Genomic DNA, 21,895 nt, shown 5'->3' with positions numbered 1-21,895 from the left:
GCGGGAGGTGGCGGCGTCATTCGTGGTGCCCGGTCCGGCCGGAGTGGCCGTCCGGGACCGGCTGCGGGTGTCGGATGCGGATGCGGCGGTGCTCACCGAGGTCGGGGTGTTCTTGGGGTCGCTGGCGGCTGGTGATCTCGCGGAGCGGTCCCGGCAGGGGCTGGGTCATGATGCGGCCTCGTGGGCGGTGCGCAAACGGTCGCTGACGGGGAGGTCGTCGGCGCGCTGGGCGGGCAGTATCACCAAGGCCAGCCATGATCAGTGGGCGCTGGCGAGGCGCGGGCAGGCCGCCTACATGGCCTGGCTGCGTGGGCAGATCGTGTCCATCGAGGCGCGGCTGGCCCGGCCCTTGGGTGCCAAGGCCGACAATCGGGCAGGGCTGGTGCGCGGGTATGCCTCGCGAGGCGAGTGGCATGCCAAGTCCCGCCGTCTGCAGACGCTGAAGGCCCGGCTGGCGGGGATGGAGGCGGACTGGGCGGCGGGCCGGGTGCGGGTGGTGCGCGGCGGCAAACGCCTCGCGAACACCCGCCACCACCTTGCGGCGGCCGGACTGGACGAGCAGGCGTGGCGGATGCGCTGGCAGGCGGAGCGCATGTTCCTGGCCGCCGACGGGGAGTCGGGCAAGCGCTTCGGCAACGAGACCATCCGCGTCACCGACACCGGCCGACTCTCGGTCAAGCTCCCGGCTCCGCTGGCTCACCTGGCCAACGCGCCGCACGGCCGCTACGTCCTCGACGCCACCGTACGGTTCCCACACCGGGGGCAGGAGTGGCGTGATCGGGTCACCGTCAACCGGGCGGTGGCTTACCGCATCCACCACGACCCGGCACGCGGCCGCTGGTACATCACTGCGTCCTGGCAGCGCGCCGCCGCCCCCGTCCTGCCCCTTCAGGCGGCCCTGGCACGGGGGGTGGTGGGGGTGGACATGAACGACGACCACCTCGCCGCCTGGCAGTTGGACGGGCACGGCAACCCGGTCGGCGAACCGCAGCACTTCTTCTACGACCTGACCGGCACCGCCCAGCACCGGGACGCGCAGATCCGGCACGCCCTGACAAGGCTGCTGCACCACACGCGGCACTGCGGGGCCGCCGCGATCGCCATCGAGGACCTCGACTTCAGCGATGGCACCAGCCGCGAGAAGCACGGCCGCAACAAACGCTTCCGTCGCCTCATCTCCCGCTTCCCCACCGCAAAACTCAAAGCCCGCCTCGTCTCGATGGCCGCCGAACAGAACATTGCCGTCGTCGCGGTCGACCCCGCCTACACCTCCCGCTGGGGCGCCCAGCACTGGCAGAAACCGCTGAGTACCCCGGCTCGCACGATTTCCCGGCACGATGCGGCGAGCATCGCGGTCGGGCGACGCGCCCTCGGGCATCCGATCAGGCGACGGACGACACCGCTCCCGTTCCACCGGAGTGATGGTGCGGGGCATCGGACCGCCCAGGCCCGACCGGAGATTCGTCGGCGTGAGGAAACCCGCCCCCACATTCCCGGACCGCGCACCGGATGCGCGCCGCCGGGCCGTGGAGCGAAAGCGGACGACCAGGGTGGCCACCACCGTTCGGGACACCCGGCTGAGCATGGGTCCTGGCAACAGGACTCACTCCCGCTCAGTCTTTAGGAACGATCTAGAGGGGCTTTTCGTACCAGGCCACATCCCAGTAGCGGCCGAACTTCCTGCCCACCTCCCGGTAGGTGCCGACGTGCCGGAAACCGAAGCGTTCATGCAGCCGCGTGGACGCTTCGTTGGGTTGTGCGATGCCCGCGTAGGCGCGATGCAGATCCTCGTCGGCCAGTGCCTCGAAGAGAGCCTTGTAGAGGAGGGTGCCGATGCCCCGGCCGCCCGCGTCCGGGGCGAGGTAGACGGTGACCTCCACGGAGGTCGCGTACGCGGGCTTGGCGCGGAAGGGGCTGGATGTGGCGTACCCGAGGATCCGCTGTGAGGTTCCTGTCGGATCCGTGTCGGTGGCAACCATCAAGCGGTACGGCCCGTCTTCAGGGTGGGAGAGCAGCCAAGGGCGGCGCTCTTCCGGAGTGAAGACGGCGGTATCGAATGTGATGGGCGTCTCACGAACGTAGTGGTTGTAGATGTCGGTGAGGGCCCCGAGGTCGCTTTCGGCTCCCGGCCTGACCTGCACCTCTGTACGTTCCGACGGCATCACGCCTCCTCGTGTGGCCGGACAGGGTACTGCAAGATCAGAAAAATAGCGGCACGCCTTGGGAATTCTGTCCGGTTTCCAGTCGTTGTTTCCATCGGATGCAGGGCACCCGAGGAGAGTCCGGAAGCAGACCGGAGCCGGGAACCAGCGTCCGAAGGACCACCCGCTGACCCAACATCGCAAGGGAGCACGCATGGCAACCCGTGCCGTCGCCCGTCGTAAGTCCGCCACCGGCGGGTCTACCGACGCGGCGCGCAGTGTTCGCGTCCATGGCGGCGAGATCGCCGACCGCGACCTGGTCGGCATGTACCTCGACGAGATCGCGCGTACGCCGCTGCTCGACGCCGCCAAGGAAGTCGAGCTGTCCCAGATCATCGAGGCGGGTGTGTTCGCCCGACAGGTCCTCGACGGGTACGAGGAAGCCAAGGCGGACGCCACCCGCGAGGAGCTGGAGGCCCTGGTGGAGGAGGGTGAGCGCGCCAAGGACGTGTTCATCCGCTCCAACCTCCGCCTGGTCGTGGCCGTGGCCCGCCGCTACCCCCGCAGCGGTCTGCCCCTGCTCGACCTGATCCAGGAGGGCAACGCCGGCCTGGTGCGCGCGGTCGAGAAGTTCGACTACCGCAAGGGCTTCAAGTTCTCGACGTACGCCACCTGGTGGATCCGGCAGGCCATCACCCGCTCCATCGCCGACCAGTCCCGCACCATCCGGCTGCCCGTCCACCTGGTGGAGGAGCTGGGCCGCATCCGCCGTGTGCAGCGCGAGTTCAACCGCGAGCACGGCCGCGACCCGGAGCCCGCGGAGATCGCCGCGGAGCTCGGTTCCAACGCGGAGCGCGTGGTCGACGTCCTGGACTGGGCCCGCGACCCGGTCTCGCTGAACATGTCGGTGGACGACGACGGCGACACCCAGTTCGGTGACCTGCTGGAGGACACCTCCGCGGTCTCGCCGGAGCAGTCGGTGCTGACGTTGCTGCGCAGCGAGGAACTGGACGACCTCATCGGCCGCCTCGACCAGCGCACCGCTTCCATCATCAAGATGCGGTACGGCATCGACGACGGGCGCGAGCGCACCCTGACCGAGGTCGGCAAGGAGCACGGCCTCACCCGTGAGCGGATCCGGCAGATCGAGAAGCACGCCCTGCTGGAGCTGAAGAAGCTCGCGCGGTCCACCGGGTTCGACGCGGCGGCGTAGGCGGGGTCTGCCCGCGTACGCCGGGTGGCGAAAGACCGCGTAAACATGGCTGTACTAGGCCGCTTCAACCTGGCGGACCCTGGGAACAAGACTTCAGGGTCCAGGTGTTCGGGTCCCGGAGGCCATGCCTTCGGAGCCTTCGGACCCTCCTGAACCAAGTCCCGACGCAACCCCCCCCGCGCCGGGACTCTCCCCGAGCCGGACTTCGGCGCCCCTCCCCCCGGGCGCCGGGGTCCGGCTCCTTTTGCGCCCCGGCAAACGGAACGGTGGGTCACCCCGTACCTGAACCACGGGGTGACCCACCGGACGGCAGATTCTGTCACATCGGCATGGTGCGCCGGTTGTGAGCAGGTCCGTCGTGATGCGAGAGGGTGAGGATCGGTCCGTTCGTGGTGCGGGTGACTGCAGCCCCCTAGGGGCGCGGGGAACTGCGCGACCAGCCCCCACTCACCCGCACCCGCCCGACAACCCGACTTGGCACCCCCATAGGCGCCCGGCTCAAGCCCCGCGCACGCGACTCGCCCGGATCAACCGTCCCCCCAACTCCCGTACCGCAGACACCAGTTCCGCAGGTTCCTCCACACGGAACTCCACCCCCGTCATCGCCAACCGCACCGCCATCCACTCCACCGCGTCCCCCACGGTCGCCCGCAACAGGCACCGCCCCTCCCCGAGAGACTCCGGCACCCCCATCCACGCCGGCACCCGGGCCCCCACCACCGCCACATCCGCCTCGAACGTCACGGCGATCTCGTACGTCTCCTGACGGCGGTACATCGACTGCCGCAGATACTCCGCCGCACTCCCCGTCGGCAACTCCCGCGGTGCGAACCGGGCCCCCGTGGCGAAGGGATCGTTCACCCGGTCGACCCGGAAGGTCCGCCAGTCGCCGCGGTCGAGGTCGTAGGCGACGAGGTACCACCGTTGCCCGGTGGAGACCAGACGGTACGGCTCCACGACGCGCCGGGACTCGGCCCCGTCCTTCGCCCGGTAGGAGAACCGCAGCCGCTCGTGCCCGGCCACGGTGGACGCCATCACCGTCAGGGTCTCGGTCGCGATGCTCGCCCCGTCCCCGCTGGTCAGCGGAGTCGTCGCGGCCTGGAGGGTGGACACCCGGTGCCGTAGGCGGGAGGGCAGGACCTGTTCCAGTTTCGCCAGTGCCCGTACGGACGCCTCGTCCATCCCCTCGACCGCGTGCCCCGCCCCCGCCCGCAGCCCGACCGCGATGGCCACCGCCTCCTCGTCGTCGAGGACGAGCGGGGGCATGGCCTTGCCCGCGACGAGCCGGTAGCCGCCGTCGGAGCCCTTCGTCGCCTGGACGGGATAGCCAAGCTCGCGGAGGCGGTCGATGTCCCGTCGGACCGTGCGGCGGGAGACCCCGAGGCGGTCGGCGAGCTCACCGCCGGGCCATTCACGGGGCGTCTGCAGGAGGGAGAGGAGCGTCAGGAGCCGTGCCGGGGTGTCCGTCGTCATGAGTTCGAGGATGCCGTAGAACTAGGACACGATCTGACCTAATGGGGTCGTAGCTTCAAGGCATGACCTCCACCGAGACCCCCCTTTCGGACACCCTCGACGCACCGCCCGCCGCGGGCGACCGGCGTCGCTGGTTCGCCCTCGCCATCGTGATGACCGCGGCCTTCATGGACCTGGTCGACGTCACCATCGTCAACATCGCCATCCCGTCCATCCGGCAGGACGCCGGTGCCTCCGTCAGCCAGATCCAGTGGATCACCGCCGGCTATGCCCTCGCCTTCGCCGCGGGCCTGATCACCGGCGGGCGGCTCGGTGACATCCACGGGCGCAAGCGGCTGTTCCTCGTCGGCATCGGCGGGTTCACGATCGCGTCGGCGCTGTGCGGCTTCGCCGCGAACCCGGAGATGCTGGTCGCGGCCCGGATCCTGCAGGGCGGCATGGCGGCGATGATGGTGCCGCAGGTCCTGTCGATCGTGCACGCGACCTTTCCGGCGCACGAGCGGGGGAAGGTGTTCGGACTGTTCGGCGCGATCGTGGGTCTCGGTGCCGTCTCCGGTCCGCTGCTCGGCGCCCTGCTGACCGAGTGGAACCTCTTCGGGCTCGAGTGGCGGCCGATCTTCCTCATCAACCTGCCGGTCGGGATCGTGGGGCTCGTGCTCGGCAGCCGTTTCATCACCGAGTCCAAGGCTCCGCGGGCGCTGAAGCTGGACCTGGTGGGCGTGGGACTCGTGGTGGTGGGGTTGTTGCTGCTGCTCTACCCGCTGACCCGCGGTGAGGAGCTGGACTGGCCGCTGTGGGGGTATGTGTCGATGGCCGGTGCGCCCCTCGTCTTCGCCGCGCTGGTGGCGTACGAGAAGCGGAAGGGCGCGCGGGACGGGTCGCCGCTGGTCGAGCTGTCGCTGTTCAAGGTGAAGAGCTTCGCGGCCGGCATCGCGGTGCAGACCGTGTTCGGGGTCGGGCTCGGCATCTTCTTCCTGGTGTGGACGCTGTACATGCAGACCGGGCTGGGCTGGAGCCCGCTGCGTGCGGGGCTGACGGGGGTGCCGTTCTCGATCGCGGTCTCCACGGCGGCGGGTCTGTCGGTGCAGAAGCTCGTCCCGCGCTTCGGGCGCAAGGTGCTCCAGGCCGGTGCGCTGCTGATGGCGGTGGGTGTGCTGCTCTACCTCTGGGAGGCCGAGCGGTACGGCATGGGGATCAGCTCGTGGCAGATGGCGTTGCCGCTGGTCGTGATGGGTGTCGGCATGGGGCTGATCGTCGCGCCGCTGACGGACGCGGTGCTCTCGGAGGTGCCGCGCGAGCACGCCGGTTCGGCGTCGGGGCTCATCAACACCGTGCAGCAGATGGGCAACGCGCTCGGACTCGGGCTGGTGTCCGTGGTGTTCTTCGGGGTCATCGGCGACGACCTGCGACCCGCTCAGGTGGGCCCGGCCTTCGTGGACGCCTTCCAGTACGCGCTCGGGTGGGTCGCGGCGGTGATGGGCGTGATCTTCCTGCTGATGTTCGCGCTGCCGAAGCGGCCCGCGCAGCACGTGGAGGGGGAAGACGCAGGGGCGCAGCTTCCGGTGGTGGAGGAGAAGGCGCCCGAGCTCGTGTAGGGGTTGCTCGGCGTGGGGCCCGGTACCTGTTGTCAGGTGCCGGGCCCTTCTGACGTGCCCCTTCTGGCCCGCGTGAACAGGACCGGAAGTCCGTTCATGCCCGGATCGCGCCCGAACCTGTTTACTTTCCGGAAATGCAGGCGTAGCCTCCGTCCGAAACCACACGTTCGGGCATGGGCGGAGGCGAACGGACATGTACGCACCGGAGCGGCAGCAGGAGATCCTCCGGCTCGCTCGTGACGGCGGGCGGGTCGACGTCGTCTCACTGGCCGAGGAGTTCCAGGTCACGGCCGAGACGATCCGCCGGGACCTGAAGGCCCTCGACCGCGCGGGGCTGCTGCGCCGGGTGCACGGCGGGGCCATCCCGGCCGGGCGCCTCGACTTCGAGCCGGACCTCGCCGAGCGGGAGACGACCGCGGCCGACGAGAAGGACCACATCGCCAAGGCGGCCCTCGCGGAACTGCCGACCGAGGGCACCCTGATCCTCGACGCCGGTACGACCGTCGCCCGTCTGGCCGCCGCCGTCCCGCTGGAGGCCTCGCTCACCGTCGTCACCCACAGCCTGCCGATCGCGGCCCGCCTCGCGGACCACCCCGGCATCCAGCTTCACCTCGTCGGGGGGCGCGTACGGCACCGTACGCGCGCCGCGGTCGACGCCTGGGCCCTGCGGGCGTACGGCGAGATCCGGGCCGACGTCCTCTTCGTGGCGGCCAACGGCTTCTCCGCCGATCACGGCCTCACCACCCCCGACCTCGCCGAGGCCGCGGTCAAGCGCGCGGCGATCGCCGCCGCCCGCCGAGTGGTCCTGCTCGCCGACTCGGCCAAGCACGGCCAGGAGCACTTCGCCCGCTTCGGCGACCTGAGCGACGTGGACCTGCTGATCACCGACAGCGGGCTGAGTCCCGACGACGCCGCCGTGATCGAGCGCGGCGGCACGGAAGTAGTGCGCGCATGATCCTCACCGTCACCCCGAATCCGTCCCTGGACCGTACGTACGAGGTCCCGTCCCTGGAGCGCGGCGAGGTCATCCGCGCCACCGGCGAACGCATGGATCCCGGCGGCAAGGGCGTCAACGTCTCGCGCGCCGTCACGGCAGCCGGGCAGCGCACGGTCGCGGTCCTGCCCCTGGGCGGTGCGCCGGGGGCGCTCGTCGCCGACCTGCTCGACGCGCAGGGCATCGAGGTCGCGCCGGTGCCGGTCGCGGGCGCCACTCGCTCGAACATCGCGCTCGCCGAGTCGGACGGGGTGCTCACGAAGATCAACGCGCCGGGACCGGAGTTGTCCGCCGCCGAGCAGGAGCTCCTGCTGGAGACCGTGCGCGAGCAGTCGCGCGACGCCTCGTGGATCGCGTGCTGCGGGAGCCTGCCCCGGGGGCTCGCGCCCTCGTGGTACGCCGAGGTGGTCGCGCGGGCGCACGCCGGTGGTGCGCGGATCGCGCTGGACACCTCGGGGCGCGCGCTCCTGGAGGCGCTGCGCGAACGGCCCGACGTGGTGAAGCCGAATGCCGAGGAGCTCGCGGAGGCCGTCGGACGCCCTCTCGCCACGGTGGGCGACGCCGTGAAAGCGGCCGAGGAACTGCGTGAGATGGGCGCGCGCGCCGTGCTCGCCAGCCTGGGCGCCGACGGACAGCTGCTCGTGGACGGCTCGGGCGCCTGGTTCGGCAGCGCGCACGTGAAGGTCGTACGCAGCAATGTCGGCGCCGGCGACTCGTCGCTGGCCGGCTTCCTGATCGCCGGCGGCAGCGGCCCCGAGGCCCTCGCCTCCGCGGTCGCGCACGGGGCGGCGGCCGTCCAGCTGCCCGGCAGCGAGATGCCGACGCCGGACGACCTGGACCCGGCCGCGGTGACGGTCACGGCCGAGGTGCCCATGGACCGTGTGCTGAAGGAGCCGGTGTCGTGACCCGCCCGATGCTTTCCACCACGGTGGTGTTTCCCACCACCCCCGAAACCCCACACCGCTGCACCCCCGTCCCCCTCACCACCGCCCACCCCACTCCCCGGGCGATACGCGTGCGAAGGAGCCCGCGATGAGCGACATGATCACCGCGGACCTGGTCGATCTCGACCTGTCCGCCGACACCAAGGAAGCGGCGGCGCGTGCCCTCGCCGAGCGCATGGTCGCCCTGGGCCGGGTGACCGACCTGGAGGGCTTCCTCGCCGACGTGGCCGCCCGCGAGGCACAGATGCCCACCGGCCTCGACGGCGGTATCGGCATCCCGCACTGCCGCAGCGAACACGTCACCGAGCCGACGCTCGCCTTCGGGCGCAGCGCGGCCGGGATCGACTTCGGCGCGGCGGACGGTCCGGCCGACCTGATTTTCCTGATCGCCGCACCGGCCGGCGCGGACGACGCCCACCTGACGATCCTGTCCTCGCTCGCGCGCCAGCTGATGAACACCGAGTTCACGGACGCGCTGCGGTCGGCGAGGGACGCGGAGAGCGCCGCGGCGCTGATCCGTGGGGACGAGGAACCGGCGGAGGCGGCCCCCGAGGCCACCGCGGGTGCCGGTGAAGACTCCGTTGCGGCATCGGCGGCGGCCTCCGCCGATGCCGCAACGGCCAGTACGGCAGCGGCATCGACGGAGGAGCCGGCGCAGGACACGCGCCCCTTCCGGATCGTCGCCGTCACGTCCTGCCCGACCGGCATCGCCCACACCTACATGGCGGCCGAGTCGCTGGAGAACGCCGGCCGCGAGGCGGGCGTCGAACTCGTCGTCGAGACACAGGGCTCGGCCGGCTTCACCCGGCTCGACCCGGCGGTCATCGCGGACGCGGACGGCGTGATCTTCGCGCACGACGTCCCCGTACGCGAGAAGGACCGATTCGCCGGCAAGCCCACCGTCGACGTCGGCGTGAAAGCGGGCATCAACCGCCCGACCGAACTCATCACCGAGGTCCGTGGGAAGGCCGAGCGCGGCGAGGTCAGCGCGGCGGGCCGACCCGGCTCCACGCCGGTCGAGCGGGCCGGCGAGTCCGGCGACAGCTACGGCACCAAGCTCCGCAAGTGGCTGATGACCGGCGTGAGTTACATGGTCCCGTTCGTCGCCGCGGGCGGTCTGCTGATCGCTCTCGGGTTCGCGATCGGTGGCTGGAAGATCGCCGACGCGCCCTCGGTCATGAAGCACTTCTCCTGGACCGAGATCGACAGCTGGGGCGCCCTGCTGTTCCAGATCGGCGGGGTCGCCTTCGGCTTCCTCATCCCGGTCCTCGCCGGATACATCGCCTACGGCATGGCGGACCGCCCCGGTCTCGTCCCCGGCTTCGTTGGCGGAATGATCTCCTCGCAGATCGCCGCCGGCTTCCTGGGCGGCCTGGTCGCAGGTCTGCTGGCGGGTGGTGTGGTCCTCTCGATCCAGCGGATCAAGATCCCACCGGTGCTGCGCGGCATCATGCCGGTGGTGGTGATCCCGCTGATCTCCTCGCTGATCGTCGGCTTCCTGATGTTCGTGGTGGTCGGCAAGCCCATCGCCGAGGCCCAGAAGGGCATGACGGACTGGCTCAACGGCCTCTCCGGCTCCAACGCCATCCTGCTCGGCGTTCTCCTCGGCCTGATGATGTGCTTCGACCTCGGCGGCCCGGTCAACAAGGTCGCGTACGCCTTCGCCACCGCCGGCATCGCCGTCCAGGACCCGAGCGACTCCGCGATGAAGGTCATGGCCGCCGTGATGGCCGCGGGCATGGTCCCGCCGCTGGGCATGGCGCTGGCAACGACCGTCCGCAAGAAGCTCTTCACCGAGACCGAGCGCGAGAACGGCAAGGCGGCCTGGGTCCTGGGCGCCTCCTTCATCTCCGAGGGCGCGATCCCGTTCGCCGCGGCCGACCCGCTGCGCGTCATTCCCGCCTCCATGGCGGGCGGCGCGGTCACCGGTGCCCTGTCGATGGCCTTCGGCGCCACCCTGCGCGCCCCGCACGGCGGCATCTTCGTGGTCCCGCTGATCGGCAGCCCGTTCCTCTACCTGATCGCCATCGCGGCGGGCGTGTGCGTCACGACCGGCCTGGTGGTCGTCCTGAAGAGCATGCGCAAGCCGGCCACGGGGACGGCGGCCACCGCGGCGACGGCGGCCGCCGACGCCCCGACGGCCGATCAGAAGCAGCCGGTTGCCGCATAACCCCTGCCCCTTTGGGCGGCTGTGAGTTGTTCACGGCACCTGCGAGATACGTCACGGTCCGGGACCAAAGTCCCGGACCGTGGTGTCTACTGGAACGCATGCCTGAGCACGTCTCCGTCTACCAGTTGCTTGGTATGACCCTTCTCGTCCTGGTGGCCGTCGCCTGGGCGATCGGGCTGGCCGTCATGCTGCGCCGCGGCCGCCGCGAGGCCGCGCTGTGGCGCTCCGGCCATGGCCTGCCCGCCCTGCCCCACCAGCGACAGACCGGCCCCGGCCGCGAGTCCGTCGAGCTGACCCCGGCGGAGGAGGACGCGTTCGCGGGTCTGGTACGACAGCTCAGCGGCGGCCGTTGACACAGGCGCCGGAGCCTACGGGGGCGTTTGTGTACGTGGGCGGGAATCCCTCAGGAGACCCGAGCCGCGCGCCGCTCCATGGCGTCGCGGGCCGCGTCCTCGGTGACGTACACCTCGCACATGTGCCGCCCGTCGGGCGTCGCCGTGTGCTCGACCTCCCACAGGGAGATCTCCGCGCCGTCGCGCAGCAGGAACGCGTGCTCGTACAGCGAGAAGCCCAGTCCGGCGCGCCCCGCCCGGCACGGGCGACCGAACGCCTGCGTGATCTGGTGGGCGAACGCCTCGGTCAGTAGCGCGGCGGTCTCGGGGCCCGGCCGGTCCGTGTTCTCCGCGCGACGCAGGAGCCGGCGCGCGTGGTCCGCCGAGTCGTCCGGGACGTAGGCGTGCCGCGGTGTCTGCACGGCTGTGAGCTGCACCGTCACCGGCAGCTCGAAGTCCGGGGTGTCCGGCGGTAACGGCAGCCGCGCGGTCGCCGCACGCACCTCCTCCTCGTCGACATACACCTCGTGCTGCGGAACGCTGTCCCGCGCGGTGTTGTGGACGAGCTCCCACAGAGTGAGCGCCGAACCGTCGTCGAGCAGCCACGTGTGCCGGTACGTCTCACGGTGCAGCCCCGCGCTGTGGTGCGCGGAGTGCAGCGAACTGTCGTGCGCCAGCGCGCAGTCCAGTCGCCGAATCGTCTCGTCGGGCAGCTCGAAGGAGTTCAGGGCACGCCCGAGGAGCCGCGCGAGATGCTCCTCCGGAGACTCGGGCGACTCGGGTTGTTCGTACGCTGCCGTCTCGTACGGAACGCTCAAGGTTTCTCCCGGCGTTGCTGCATGTCACCTTGTGGGTGCATACCGTAGCTCCTCGGTCGGACATCATGTCCGGGAACCGAGAAAACGTACGCCCGGAAAACGACCCGGCCGCGCGGGAAGTTCCCACGCGGCCCGATGATCCGTCAAAAACCCCCGGTCAGAAGCGCTTTGCGATGATCAGGAGGTGCTGACGGCGCTCCCCGCGACCCACTCGTTCCACGAGAGGTTCCAGCCGTTCAGCCCGTTGTCGGGCGCCACCGTCTTGTCGGGGGAGTTCTTCACGATCACCACGTCCCCGATCAGTGAGCTGTCGTAGAACCACTTCGCCGGGGTGTCCCCCTGGCCGCCCTTCACGTCCTGCAGCCCGACGCAACCATGGCTGGTGCCCTCGCGCCCGAACGGCGGATTGCCCTTGTTGTACCAGTAGTTGCCGTGGATGAAGGTCCCGGACTGCGTCAGCCGCATCGCGTCCGGGACATCGGGGATGTCGTACGCGTTGGCGAGGGCGACCGTCCGGCTGTCCATGCGGATCTTCTTGTACTTCTCGGAGATCACCATCTGCCCGTTGTACGTGGTGAACTCCGGACTGCCCGTCGAGATCGGCACCGACTTGATGGTCTGCCCGTCCCGTACGACCTTCATGGTCTGCGTGTCGGCGTCCACCGTGGACACCTGGGAGCGCCCGACGGTGAAGCTGACGGTCTTCTCCTGCACACCGGTGACGCCGCCCGCGCCCTTGACCCCGTCCAGGTCGATCTTCATCGTGACCTTGGAGCCGGCCTTCCAGTACTCCTCGGGCCGGAAGTCGAGCCGCTGCGCCCCGAACCAGTGCCCGACCACCTGCTGCCCGGTGCTGGACGTCACCGTGATGTGCGACTGCACCGCCTTCTTGTCGCTGATTGCCTTGTCGAAGCTGAACGACACCGGCATCCCCACGCCGACCGTCGTCCCGTTGTCCGGCGCGTACGTCCCGATGAAGCTGTTCGCCTTGGAGACGGTCGTGAAGACGGACTTCGCGGCCACGGACTTGCCGTCCGAGTCCTTCGCCGTCGCGGTGATCCGGTACTTCGTCCCGCGCTCCAGCTGCTCCGTGGGCTTCCAGCTCCCCCCGCCCGCGGCCATCGACCCCGGCACGTCCTGCCCCGTGCCCGCCACCGTCATCTTCACGCCGGTCAGCGTGCCGTCACTGACCTTCACGCCGGTCGAGTTGATCGACGCGCCCGTCGAACCGTTCTCGGCGGAGATGGCGATCTCCGCCGCGGAGGTCTTCGCGGGGTCCTTGCCGCCCTTGCCTTCGCTCTCGGCGTCGGAGCCGCCTCCGCACGCCGTAAGGGTGAGGGCGCCGACCATCAGGACGGCACAGGTCCCCAGTGCGCGCCGCGCTGCTATGTCCGGCGTTGTCACGAGATGCTCCAGATTCGTGTGATGTGCGCTGTCCGCTCCACTCCGTGAAGAAAGAGCGACCCGGTCCCCGCCCGGGTTCCCTGACAACGCGACGAATGCCATCACGTGACAGAACCCGGACGGAATGCTGGGGCGCCCAAATGGGGTGCCAGGTGATGTCGTAGGGCGGGTGCGGGCCGGTGGGGGCTGATCGCGCAGTTCCCCGCGCCCCTGGGGAGTTGCAGTCACCGGCGCGAGGACGGACACCCCCCACCCCGGCCCCGACCTCCAACACACCCGCACGCGCTACACCCGCCCCCACCGAGGCCGCACGGGCCGCCGCAGGCATTCAGGGGCGCGGGGAACTGCGCAGAACGCCCGCCCCCACCCAGCCGCACAGGCCGCCGAACCGGCCGGAGGCATCACGTGCCGTACAGCTCCCGATAGGCCGGCCACACTCCCCCCACCCCCTCCACCGACTCCGCCGCCCGCACGGCCCGCACGATCGCCCGCGTCACCACATCCGCACCCGCGGCGAGCACGGGGTTGAGCGCGAGCGGATCCCCGGCGTCGAGCGGCCGCGCCCCCGTGGCCAGGGCGAACACCGTGTCGCCGTCGTGCAGCAGGTGCACTGGCCGCACGGCTCGCGCGATGCCGTCGTGCGCGGTCCCGGCCACCTTCTGGGCCTGCGCCTTCGACAGTTCCGCGTCGGTGGCCACCACCGCGAGCGTGGTGTTCAGAGGCGGCGGCGCATTCTTCGCCGCGGTCTCGGCGAGCCGCCGGCGCGCGGCGTCATGCACCCGCTCCTCCGGATACCGCACCCGCCCGTCGAACAACTCCCCGTACAGAACCCCCGTCTCCGGATCGGACACCGCCCCCACCGCGTTGGCCACCACCAACGCCGCCACGGTGATCCCCGAGGGAAGGACGACGCTCGCCGTCCCCACCCCGCCCTTCATCGCCCCGGCCGCCGCCCCCGTCCCCGCCCCCACACACCCCTCCGGCACCTCCGCACCGAAGGCACTCGCCGCGGCGGCCTCGACGGCGGCCCGCCCGGTCGCCGCGTCCGGCCGGGCCCGGAAGTCACCGCCCCGCCCGAGGTCGAAGACACACGCGGCAGGCACGACCGGTACCACATGCGAGGGCTCCGGCCCCACCCGCACCCCCCGCCCCTGCTCCTCCAGCCAGGCCATCACCCCGGAGGCCGCGTCGAGCCCGTACGCGCTGCCCCCGGTCAGCACGATCGCCTCGACCTTCTGCACCAGGTTGCGCGGATCGAGCGCGTCGGTCTCCTTGGTGCCGGGACCTCCACCGCGTACGTCCACTGCGGCGACGGCCCCGCCCTCCGGGGCGAGCACGACGGTGGTACCGGTGAGCCAACCGTCGCCGGTGCGCGTCGCGTGCCCCACGCGCACCCCGGCGACATCCGTCAGAGCGTCAACTGTCATGGAACCAGTCTCGTCCAGCCCCGCCGGACGAGGTGGCCCCAGCCGGACGAGGTCACGCCGCCCGAACCGGCTCCCCGCGCTCCCGGGCCGCCATGCGCGCGGTCAACGTCGTCCCGGTCACCACGGCCAGCGTCGCCACGATGCCCGCAGCAAGCACCGCCCAGTCGCCCAGGAAGGTGCAGCAGATCACCAGCAACGCCGTGACCGGCAGCACCAGTTGCTGCGCGATGCCCACCTTGAAATGCCGCGAGTGCAGGACCCAGACGGTCAGCAGGTAGAGGGTGGTCGGCAGCGTCACCGCGGCCGAAGCGGCCAGTGTCGAGATGTGTGCCTTGCCGACGGCCTGTTCCACGGCCACCTCCAGGCCCGCCCCGATCGCGGCGGCCGACGCGAACACCAGGTAGTGGCCGTATCCCCACAGGAACGCCTGCTTGTTGGAGCGCAGACGGCCGTGGATGGGCACCACGAAGTAGATCCACCAGGCGGCGAAGATGATCAGCAGTCCGCCCATGGCGATCGGCAGCAGCTCGTCCAGCGCGTCGTTCTCGTCGATGCCGGACTTCACGGCGACCGTGGCGGCGGCGATCGTCTCGCCGAGCACGATGATCGTGAACAGCCCGTACCGTTCCGCGATGTGGTGCGGATGCCACGACGTCGGATGGTCCCTCTCGGCGAAGGGCGGCACACACATCTCCAGCACCGCCATCACCAGGAAGACCCAGACCCGCCCGCCCTCGGGCAGCACCAGCAGCCCCAGCCAGCCGACCTGGCACAGCAGCACGCCGAACGCGTACCGCAGGGCCATCGTCCGCTCCGCGCCCTCGCTCGAACGCGCCACCCGCAGCCACTGCGCGATCAGCGCCAGCCGCATGATCACATAGCCCAGCCACACCGCCAGGAACTCGTGGTCCTCGAAAGCCCGGGACACCCCGGCCGCCAGCACCAGAACACCGGCGATCTGTACCAGGGTGACGACCCGGTAGAGCGCGTCGTCGTTGTCGTACGCCGAGGAGAACCACGTGAAGTTCATCCACGCCCACCAGATGGCGAAGAAGACCATCGCGTAGTTGAGGATCCCCTCGCCGGCGTGGCCCTCGGCGATGGCGTGCACGAGCGCCACGCCCGCCTGGGCGATGGCCACGACGAAGCACAGGTCGAAGAAGAGCTCCAGCGGCGAGGCGACCCTGTGGGCCTCGTCCCGGGCCCGGGCGGTGAGTCTGCGCAGTGGACTGCGTGTCGGACTGGACGTCATGGCCCAAGCACAGCAGATACCGGCCGGAAATTCCCTCGCGGCCGTTAACGAGCTGCCGGAGTGAGGGATCCGCGTCATACGAGCCGTCGGGACCGCTGCCGTACCCTGGACCGGTGAGCACCGCCCCCGACCCCACGCCCTCCGAGCCGAAGCCCGCGCTGGTCTTCGACGATCCGCTGGACCAGCAGTCCCCGGACGACACCGACCGAGGCTGGGGCGACCGACCGCGCGCCGACGGCGACAGCGCGGCCGACCTGAAGCGCTTCCTCGACGAGAAGCCGCCCCACCACCTCTGAGCGAGGCGCACGGCCCGGCTCGCTAGCGCCCGTCGTGGCCCGAGCCCCGCTGCGCGACCAGGGCGTCGCGGATCTCCTTGAGGACCTCCAGCTCGGTCACCTCGATGACCTCGTGCGTGCCCTCCTTCGCCTTCCGGCGGGCCTCCATCCGGGCCAGGTACTTCGACATCGGCAGCACCATCAGGAAGTAGACGACGGCCGCGGTGATCAGGAAGGTGAGCGTCGCGCCGAGGACCGAGCCCCACAGAATCCGGACACCCGTCGCGCTGTCGCCGGTACCTGTGCACGGGCCCTTGAGGCACGAGCTGTAACCGTCGAGGTTCTTCGTCCCGATCGTCCCTACCAGCGGGTTGATGATTCCCTTCACCACCGAGTTGACGATGTTGGTGAAGGCGGCGCCGATGACCACCGCGACAGCCAGATCGACGACGTTCCCGCGCATCAGAAAGGCCTTGAAGCCCTCCAGGACGTTCGGCTTCTTCTCGCTCACCTAGAGGCCTCTTCTCACACGCACAGGTTGTGGAACAAACAGCTCCGCAACCTACGTCAACGCGAGGTGACCCTGTCCAATGGGGTAGCTCGAAAGGGGCCCGTGACAGAAACACCCGCAACGGACGGGCCGCACAGCTCAGCACAGCGTCACCGCCAGCCGTGCCGTCGCGCTCGCGCCCGCGAGGCGTGCCGCCGTCGACCGCGGCACCGAGAGCACGATCAGTGCCCCGCTCTCGGTCACACCGTCCAGCGGCTCCGGCACCTTCGTCACCCGCGCCCCGCGCGCGACCACCCGCGCATCCCCGCCCAGCGCCGACTCTTCGGCGGCGATGACGTCGACCCGGTCCCCGGGGCGCAGCAGCCGGACCGTCGCACCGTCGGCGATCCGCACCGGCGCCGACACCGTCTCCACGGCACGGTGCTCGCGCACCGGCTCGGTTGCCGGATGCCCCCGCGCCCCGTCGACGCCGTGCGGGCCCGCCGCCACCAGCGCGGCCGCGGTGACGGCCAGGCCTAGGGCCAGGGCCCGCCCGCGGTGCCGTACGAGCCGCCGTAGTTGCCGGCGTCCGCCGCGCACCCGCACCGGCGCGAAGTGCGGGACCTCGCAGGTCGGGGGAGCGTCGGTGCCCAGTGGGAGGGGAGCGAGGGGAGAGGGGGACGGAGCGAAGGACATGAGGACCACCACCAGCGACGAGACATCGGCTTGCGCTGCCACGATGAGGCTTCGCGCCGGTTCCCGCCGGGGCCGGTGGACTACCCGCTGGTTGTGGAAAACTCCCTCACCCGAACGAGAACTTCCGTCGCCGCTACGGCAGTTCGAACCCCGGATTCATCCCGCCCAGCGCGTTCACGCACAGACAGTCCCGCTCCCCGCTCGCAGGCAGCGCCGCCACCGCGTCGAACAGCACACCCCGCAGCCTGTCCACGTTCGCCGCGAACACCCGCAGCACCTCGTCGTGCGAGACGCCCTCGCCGGTCTCGGCGCCCGCGTCGAGATCGGTGACCAGGGTCAACGACGTGTAGCAGAGCTCCAGTTCACGGGCGAGCGCCGCCTCGGGGTGGCCGGTCATGCCCACCACCGACCAGCCCTGGGCCTGATGCCACACCGACTCGGCGCGGGTCGAGAACCGCGGCCCCTCGATCACCACGAGCGTGCCGCCGTCCACCGCCTCCCAGTCCCGCCCACGGGCCGCCTTCAGCGCGGCCGCCCGCCCGACGGGGCAGTACGGGTCGGCCAGCGACACGTGCACCACGTTCGGCACACCGCCGTCCGGCAGCGGCAGCCCGTCGAAGTACGTTCCCGCCCGGGACTTCGTACGGTCGACCAGCTGGTCCGGCACGAGCAGCGTGCCCGGGCCGTACTCGGGGCGCAGCCCGCCCACGGCGCACGGGCCGAGGACCTGCCGTGCCCCCACCGACCTGAGTGCCCACAGATTGGCCCGGTAGTTGATCCGGTGCGGCGGCAGATGGTGGCCGCGGCCGTGCCGGGGCAGGAAGGCGACCCGTCGGCCGGCGACCTCGCCGAGGAAGAGGGAGTCGCTGGGCGGACCGTAGGGGGTGTCCACCTGAACCTCGGTCACGTCGTCGAGGAACGAGTAGAAGCCGGAGCCGCCGATTACGCCGATCTCTGCGTTCGCCATGACCAGCACAGTATCCGGCCCCGGAAAGCCGCGGCGGCCGGGCTCGGGAAACGCCGAAGACCCCGCCGTCTTACGACGGCAGGGTCCCGGAAGTGAGACCTATGCGGCGGAGCTGCTGCTGGACGAGGTGCCCGAGCTCGACGACTTCGAGTCCGAGGAGGACGAGGAAGAAGACGAGGACGACTCGGACGACGACGAGGTGGACGTCGACGGCTTCGAGGACGACGACGCCGGGGAGCTGCTCGACGAGGAGCCGCGGCTGTCGTTGCGGTAGAAGCCGGAGCCCTTGAAGACGATGCCGACCGCGGAGAACACCTTCTTGAGGCGACCCTGGCAGTTGGGGCACTCGGTCAGAGCGTCGTCGGTGAACTTCTGCACCGCCTCGAGGCCCTCGCCGCACTCGGTGCACTGGTACTGATAGGTGGGCACTGTCTTCCTCCTGGCACTCTCACTCAATGAGTGCTAACGATGGTCCATAGTGACGTATTCCCGGGGATCAGTCCACTGCCACCGGCACTCGGTGACCGATGCCACGTGCGACGGTCCGGCCGCGGGGTCGCGCCACGAGGTGTGAACGCAGCGCCAGCAGAGTCGCCAGGGCGAGCAGAGTGCCACCCATCGGCACCAGGAACCCGGCGCCGCCCCAGAGGCGGTCCTCCAGCTGTCCGGCGATCGTGACGGCGGCCGCCTGGCCGAGCGCCACCGCGCCGGTCAGCCAGGTGAAGGCCTCGGTGCGGGCGCCGGCCGGGACCAGGCTCTCGACCAGGGTGTAGCCGGTGATCAGGGTGGGCGCGATGCACATGCCGACCAGGAGGCCGAGGCCCGCCAGGACGAGCACCGACTGCGCGGCCCACAGGCCGGAGGCCGTCAGCGCGAGGGCGCCGTATCCGACGATCAAGCGCCGCTGGGGGGCCACCTTCCAGGCGATGGCGCCGCAGACCAGGCCGGAGAGCATATTGCCCGCGGCGAAGACGCCGTACAGGACACCGTTCAGGCCGGGTTCGCCGATCGACTCGCTGAACGCGGCCAGCGAGACCTGCATGCCGCCGAAGACGGAACCGATGCCCAGGAACGTCACGATCAGGACCCGCACCCCGGGGATGCGCAGTGCCGAGGCGTGCTCCACGCGTGCGTGCCCGTCGACGGCCGTGACCGACGGCTGCGTGCTCTTCTGCGCGGCGAACAGCAGGCCGCCGAGCAGTGTCAGGGACGCCTCCGTCAGCAGGCCCGCGGCCGGGTGCACGGCGGTGCACAGGGCGGTGGCGAGCAGCGGGCCGAAGACGAAGGTCAGCTCGTCCGTGACGGACTCGAAGGCCGCCGCCGTGGTCATCAGGGGCGAGCCCTGCAGCTTCACGCCCCAGCGGGCGCGCACCATGGGCCCGATCTGCGGCACCGAAGCACCGGTGGGCACGGCCGCCGCGAACAACGCCCACAGGGGCGCGTGCGCGAGGGCGAGGGCCGTCAGGGACAGGCCCGAAAGGGTGTGCACCAGCACGCCGGGGATCAACACGGCGCGCTGGCCGTGGCGGTCCGCGAGACGGCCGCTGTAGGGCGCGAACAGCGCCATGGCGACACCGGTGACGGCCGCGACGGCGCCCGCCGCGCCGTACGAGCCGGTGGTGTGCTGCACGAGCAGCACGAGGGAAAGGGTGAGCATCGCGAACGGCTGGCGCGCCGCGAAGCCGGGGAGCAGGAACGTCCAGGCGCCGCGGGTACGCAGCAGCTGCCCGTATCCGGGGCGGGAGGAGGTGACCGTGGATGCCACGGCCCGTGCCTTTCTGCCGCCTGGTAGCGCGGCTCCCCTTCCAAAGGGGCGGCGCCGAGAGCTGTCCTCTTGCGCGGACTGCGGTAGATGCCGGACTGCTCAGGGACGTCTCGGCCGCCATACGGTCGCGCCAGCTCTGCGTCAGGCAGAGTTGGTTCGATCAGGGGTGCGAGCTCATCGTACAGGGCCGCGCGTAACACGCTCTTAACGTGTGCCGTCGGCGCCGTCCGTGCCCAGCCAGTCGGCCAGCTTGCCGCCGTGGCCCACCGCGCGCAGCCGCCGTTCCGCGGCGTCGCGGACGGGGTCGGTGGCGACGACGAGCAGTTCGTCCCCGCGCCGCAGCACCGTGGTGGGCAGCGGAACGAACGATTTTCCCTCGCGGACGACGAGAGTGACCGCGGCCCCGGCCGGCAGCCGCAGCTCGTTGACCTCGACGCCGTGCATCCGGGACCCCTCGGGGATCGCGACGGACAGCAGGTGCCCGCGCAGCCGCTCCAGGGGCGCCGACTCGATGCCGAGGTCGGCGGCCTCAGGGTCCCCGCCCAGGCGCAGCTTGCGTGCCAGCCAGGGCAGCGTCGGACCCTGCACAAGGGTGTATACGACGACCAGGACGAAGACGATGTTGAAGATGCGACGGCTGCCCTCGACGCCGCTCACCATGGGGATCGTCGCCAGGATGATGGGCACGGCGCCGCGCAGTCCGGCCCAGGACATGAGCGTCTGCTCCTGCCAGGGCACCCGGAACGGCGTCAGGCACAGCACGACGCTCAGGGGCCGCGCCACCATGGTCAACACCAGCCCGATGACGAGCCCGGGCAGTACGTCGTCGCCCAGCTCGTGCGGGGTGACCAGCAGGCCCAGCAGGACGAACATGCCGATCTGGGCGATCCAGCCGAGCCCGTCGGCGAAGCCGCGGGTGGCGGGCCAGTGCGGCAGCTTGGCGTTGCCCATCGCCATGGAGGCGAGATAGACGGCGAGGAAGCCGCTGCCGTGTGCCAGCGCGCCCGCCGCGTACGCGGTGACGGCGATCGCCATGACCGCGATCGGATACAGGCCGGAGGCGGGCAGGGCGACATGCCTGAGGCCCCAGGAGCCAAGCCAGCCCACCGCGATGCCGATGGCCGCGCCGATGGCCAGCTCCAGGGTTATCTCGCCGATCAGCGTGTACCAGTGCTCGACCGGGCCCGCCTGGGAGAAGGCGACCACCAGGATGACCACCGGGGCGTCGTTGAAGCCGGACTCGGCCTCCAGCGTGCCCGTCACGCGCGTGGGGAGCGGGATCTTGCGCAGCACCGAGAAGACCGCCGCCGCGTCCGTGGAGGAGACGACCGCCCCGATGATGAGCGCCTGACGCCACTCGAGGCCGATCAGGTAGTGCGCGGCCGTCGCCGTGACCCCGACGCTCACCGCGACCCCGCCCAGCGCCAGCGCGGTGGCGGCCGGAAGGGCCGGCTTGATCTCCTTCCACTTCGTGCCGAGGCCACCCTCGGCCAGGATCACGACCAGGGCCGCGTACCCGATGACCTGGGTCAGCTCGGCGTTGTCGAACTTGATGTCGCCGATGCCGTCCTGGCCCATGGCGATCCCGATCCCCAGGTACACGAGCAGGCTGGGGAGCCCGCTGCGCGAGGAGATCCGGACCGCTGCCACAGCGACGAGCAGGACGAGCGAGCAGACGAACAGGAGCTGGTTGAGGTGGTGGACAGTCAGCGGCCGTTCCCTTCCCTGGCTCACCCGCATCACGCGCGCGTGAGCTCACGTACATAGGACACGAAGTGGTGGGACTCCGCATCCAAGTACTTCGTTACCTTACCTAACTCTTGACGATTTCTTGACGCTTCGCGAGCCAAGATCGAACGCTCGTCCGCGCTGGTTCCCCAGTCCGCGTCAAGTCCGCCTGGGCCCTGCGCCTATGGTTGCTCCAGCGCGCAGAGCCTGC

General features: G+C 70.7%; 20 protein-coding genes. 8 read left to right on the top strand and 12 right to left on the bottom strand.

Going from position 1 to position 21,895, the window contains the following annotated elements:
- A partial coding sequence (locus RNB18_RS48420) for a transposase (protein ID WP_311720547.1) occupies positions 1-1,624 on the top strand: 1,624 nt, incomplete at its 5' end.
- 7 nt (positions 1,625-1,631) lie between these two features.
- Here the strand turns inward: RNB18_RS48420 and RNB18_RS48415 are convergent.
- The gene (locus RNB18_RS48415) at positions 1,632-2,162 is read right to left on the bottom strand and encodes a GNAT family N-acetyltransferase (protein WP_311720546.1); all 531 of its coding nucleotides are present in this window, start codon (positions 2,160-2,162) and stop codon (positions 1,632-1,634) included.
- A gap of 193 nt (positions 2,163-2,355) precedes the next feature.
- On the opposite strand from RNB18_RS48415, the gene RNB18_RS48410 reads away from it, so the two are divergent.
- Complete coding sequence (locus tag RNB18_RS48410) at positions 2,356-3,354, top strand: sigma-70 family RNA polymerase sigma factor (protein WP_311720545.1); 999 nt, start codon at positions 2,356-2,358, stop codon at positions 3,352-3,354.
- 498 nt (positions 3,355-3,852) lie between these two features.
- On the opposite strand, the gene RNB18_RS48405 is transcribed toward RNB18_RS48410, so the two are convergent.
- Positions 3,853-4,827 carry a helix-turn-helix transcriptional regulator gene (locus RNB18_RS48405; RefSeq protein WP_311720544.1) on the bottom strand — a complete coding sequence of 325 codons (975 nt, stop codon included), beginning with the start codon at positions 4,825-4,827 and terminating at the stop codon, positions 3,853-3,855.
- Positions 4,828-4,889: 62 nt separating this feature from the next.
- Between RNB18_RS48405 and RNB18_RS48400 the strand changes: the two genes are divergently transcribed.
- The 5 genes from RNB18_RS48400 (at position 4,890) to RNB18_RS48380 (ending at position 10,883) form a co-directional block, all read left to right on the top strand.
- Positions 4,890-6,422 (top strand): MFS transporter, encoded by a 1,533-nt coding sequence (locus tag RNB18_RS48400; RefSeq protein ID WP_311720543.1) that lies wholly within the window; start codon positions 4,890-4,892, stop codon positions 6,420-6,422.
- Positions 6,423-6,615: 193 nt separating this feature from the next.
- Positions 6,616-7,377, top strand: a complete 762-nt coding sequence (locus tag RNB18_RS48395; RefSeq protein ID WP_059206550.1) for a DeoR/GlpR family DNA-binding transcription regulator — start codon at positions 6,616-6,618, stop codon at positions 7,375-7,377.
- Positions 7,374-8,321, top strand: a complete 948-nt coding sequence (gene pfkB / locus RNB18_RS48390) for a 1-phosphofructokinase (protein ID WP_311720542.1) — start codon at positions 7,374-7,376, stop codon at positions 8,319-8,321. Before RNB18_RS48395 ends, pfkB begins: the two co-directional genes overlap by 4 nt.
- A gap of 127 nt (positions 8,322-8,448) precedes the next feature.
- The gene (locus RNB18_RS48385) at positions 8,449-10,530 is read left to right on the top strand and encodes a PTS fructose transporter subunit IIABC (RefSeq protein WP_311720541.1); all 2,082 of its coding nucleotides are present in this window, start codon (positions 8,449-8,451) and stop codon (positions 10,528-10,530) included.
- Between the two features lie 98 nt (positions 10,531-10,628).
- Positions 10,629-10,883, top strand: a complete 255-nt coding sequence (locus RNB18_RS48380; protein ID WP_311720540.1) for a hypothetical protein — start codon at positions 10,629-10,631, stop codon at positions 10,881-10,883.
- A gap of 50 nt (positions 10,884-10,933) precedes the next feature.
- On the opposite strand, the gene RNB18_RS48375 is transcribed toward RNB18_RS48380, so the two are convergent.
- From RNB18_RS48375 to RNB18_RS48360, 4 genes are all read right to left on the bottom strand, one after another.
- The gene (locus RNB18_RS48375; protein ID WP_311720539.1) at positions 10,934-11,680 is read right to left on the bottom strand and encodes a DUF6227 family protein; all 747 of its coding nucleotides are present in this window, start codon (positions 11,678-11,680) and stop codon (positions 10,934-10,936) included.
- Positions 11,681-11,857: 177 nt separating this feature from the next.
- A complete protein-coding gene (locus RNB18_RS48370) occupies positions 11,858-13,084 on the bottom strand; it encodes a L,D-transpeptidase family protein (RefSeq protein ID WP_311720538.1) in 1,227 nt (408 codons plus the stop codon).
- Between the two features lie 401 nt (positions 13,085-13,485).
- Positions 13,486-14,511: a P1 family peptidase gene (locus tag RNB18_RS48365; RefSeq protein ID WP_311720537.1), complete on the bottom strand. Its 1,026-nt coding sequence runs from the start codon at positions 14,509-14,511 to the stop codon at positions 13,486-13,488.
- A 52-nt stretch (positions 14,512-14,563) separates the two neighbouring features.
- A complete protein-coding gene (locus tag RNB18_RS48360) occupies positions 14,564-15,763 on the bottom strand; it encodes a low temperature requirement protein A (RefSeq protein ID WP_311720536.1) in 1,200 nt (399 codons plus the stop codon).
- Positions 15,764-15,876: 113 nt separating this feature from the next.
- Here RNB18_RS48360 and RNB18_RS48355 point away from each other — a divergent pair, with 113 nt between their 5' ends.
- Positions 15,877-16,059 carry a hypothetical protein gene (locus tag RNB18_RS48355; RefSeq protein WP_311720535.1) on the top strand — a complete coding sequence of 61 codons (183 nt, stop codon included), beginning with the start codon at positions 15,877-15,879 and terminating at the stop codon, positions 16,057-16,059.
- A gap of 22 nt (positions 16,060-16,081) precedes the next feature.
- On the opposite strand, the gene mscL is transcribed toward RNB18_RS48355, so the two are convergent.
- The 6 genes from mscL to RNB18_RS48325 all read right to left on the bottom strand — a co-directional run bounded on the left by mscL (position 16,082) and on the right by RNB18_RS48325 (position 21,696).
- Entirely contained in the window at positions 16,082-16,549 is a 468-nt protein-coding gene (mscL, locus tag RNB18_RS48350) for a large conductance mechanosensitive channel protein MscL (protein ID WP_311720534.1), read from the bottom strand.
- A gap of 138 nt (positions 16,550-16,687) precedes the next feature.
- Positions 16,688-17,224: a CpaB family protein gene (locus RNB18_RS48345; RefSeq protein WP_311720548.1), complete on the bottom strand. Its 537-nt coding sequence runs from the start codon at positions 17,222-17,224 to the stop codon at positions 16,688-16,690.
- Between the two features lie 133 nt (positions 17,225-17,357).
- The gene (locus RNB18_RS48340) at positions 17,358-18,191 is read right to left on the bottom strand and encodes an S-methyl-5'-thioadenosine phosphorylase (protein ID WP_311720533.1); all 834 of its coding nucleotides are present in this window, start codon (positions 18,189-18,191) and stop codon (positions 17,358-17,360) included.
- 99 nt (positions 18,192-18,290) lie between these two features.
- Entirely contained in the window at positions 18,291-18,620 is a 330-nt protein-coding gene (locus RNB18_RS48335) for an FmdB family zinc ribbon protein (RefSeq protein ID WP_079072329.1), read from the bottom strand.
- A gap of 67 nt (positions 18,621-18,687) precedes the next feature.
- Complete coding sequence (locus RNB18_RS48330; protein ID WP_311720532.1) at positions 18,688-19,956, bottom strand: MFS transporter; 1,269 nt, start codon at positions 19,954-19,956, stop codon at positions 18,688-18,690.
- A gap of 204 nt (positions 19,957-20,160) precedes the next feature.
- Complete coding sequence (locus tag RNB18_RS48325; protein WP_311720531.1) at positions 20,161-21,696, bottom strand: potassium/proton antiporter; 1,536 nt, start codon at positions 21,694-21,696, stop codon at positions 20,161-20,163.
- Positions 21,697-21,895: the final 199 nt, after the last annotated feature.

Source organism: Streptomyces doebereineriae (genome assembly GCF_031845645.1).
GTDB lineage: Bacteria > Actinomycetota > Actinomycetes > Streptomycetales > Streptomycetaceae > Streptomyces > Streptomyces canus.
Note: the sequence above shows the minus strand (reverse complement) of the source record. Positions and strands in the feature narration are given on the sequence as shown.

Excerpts from the sequence above, each read along its gene's own strand:
- RNB18_RS48415 (WP_311720546.1), bottom strand. The coding sequence starts at position 2,162 with ATGCCGTCGGAACGTACAGAGGTGCAGGTCAGGCCGGGAGCCGAAAGC.
- RNB18_RS48410 (WP_311720545.1), top strand. The coding sequence starts at position 2,356 with ATGGCAACCCGTGCCGTCGCCCGTCGTAAGTCCGCCACCGGCGGGTCT.
- RNB18_RS48405 (WP_311720544.1), bottom strand. The coding sequence starts at position 4,827 with ATGACGACGGACACCCCGGCACGGCTCCTGACGCTCCTCTCCCTCCTG.
- RNB18_RS48400 (WP_311720543.1), top strand. The coding sequence starts at position 4,890 with ATGACCTCCACCGAGACCCCCCTTTCGGACACCCTCGACGCACCGCCC.
- RNB18_RS48395 (WP_059206550.1), top strand. The coding sequence starts at position 6,616 with ATGTACGCACCGGAGCGGCAGCAGGAGATCCTCCGGCTCGCTCGTGAC.
- pfkB (WP_311720542.1), top strand. The coding sequence starts at position 7,374 with ATGATCCTCACCGTCACCCCGAATCCGTCCCTGGACCGTACGTACGAG.
- RNB18_RS48385 (WP_311720541.1), top strand. The coding sequence starts at position 8,449 with ATGAGCGACATGATCACCGCGGACCTGGTCGATCTCGACCTGTCCGCC.
- RNB18_RS48380 (WP_311720540.1), top strand. The coding sequence starts at position 10,629 with ATGCCTGAGCACGTCTCCGTCTACCAGTTGCTTGGTATGACCCTTCTC.
- RNB18_RS48365 (WP_311720537.1), bottom strand. The coding sequence starts at position 14,511 with ATGACAGTTGACGCTCTGACGGATGTCGCCGGGGTGCGCGTGGGGCAC.
- RNB18_RS48360 (WP_311720536.1), bottom strand. The coding sequence starts at position 15,763 with ATGACGTCCAGTCCGACACGCAGTCCACTGCGCAGACTCACCGCCCGG.
- RNB18_RS48345 (WP_311720548.1), bottom strand. The coding sequence starts at position 17,224 with ATGTCCTTCGCTCCGTCCCCCTCTCCCCTCGCTCCCCTCCCACTGGGC.
- RNB18_RS48340 (WP_311720533.1), bottom strand. The coding sequence starts at position 18,191 with ATGGCGAACGCAGAGATCGGCGTAATCGGCGGCTCCGGCTTCTACTCG.
- RNB18_RS48325 (WP_311720531.1), bottom strand. The coding sequence starts at position 21,696 with ATGCGGGTGAGCCAGGGAAGGGAACGGCCGCTGACTGTCCACCACCTC.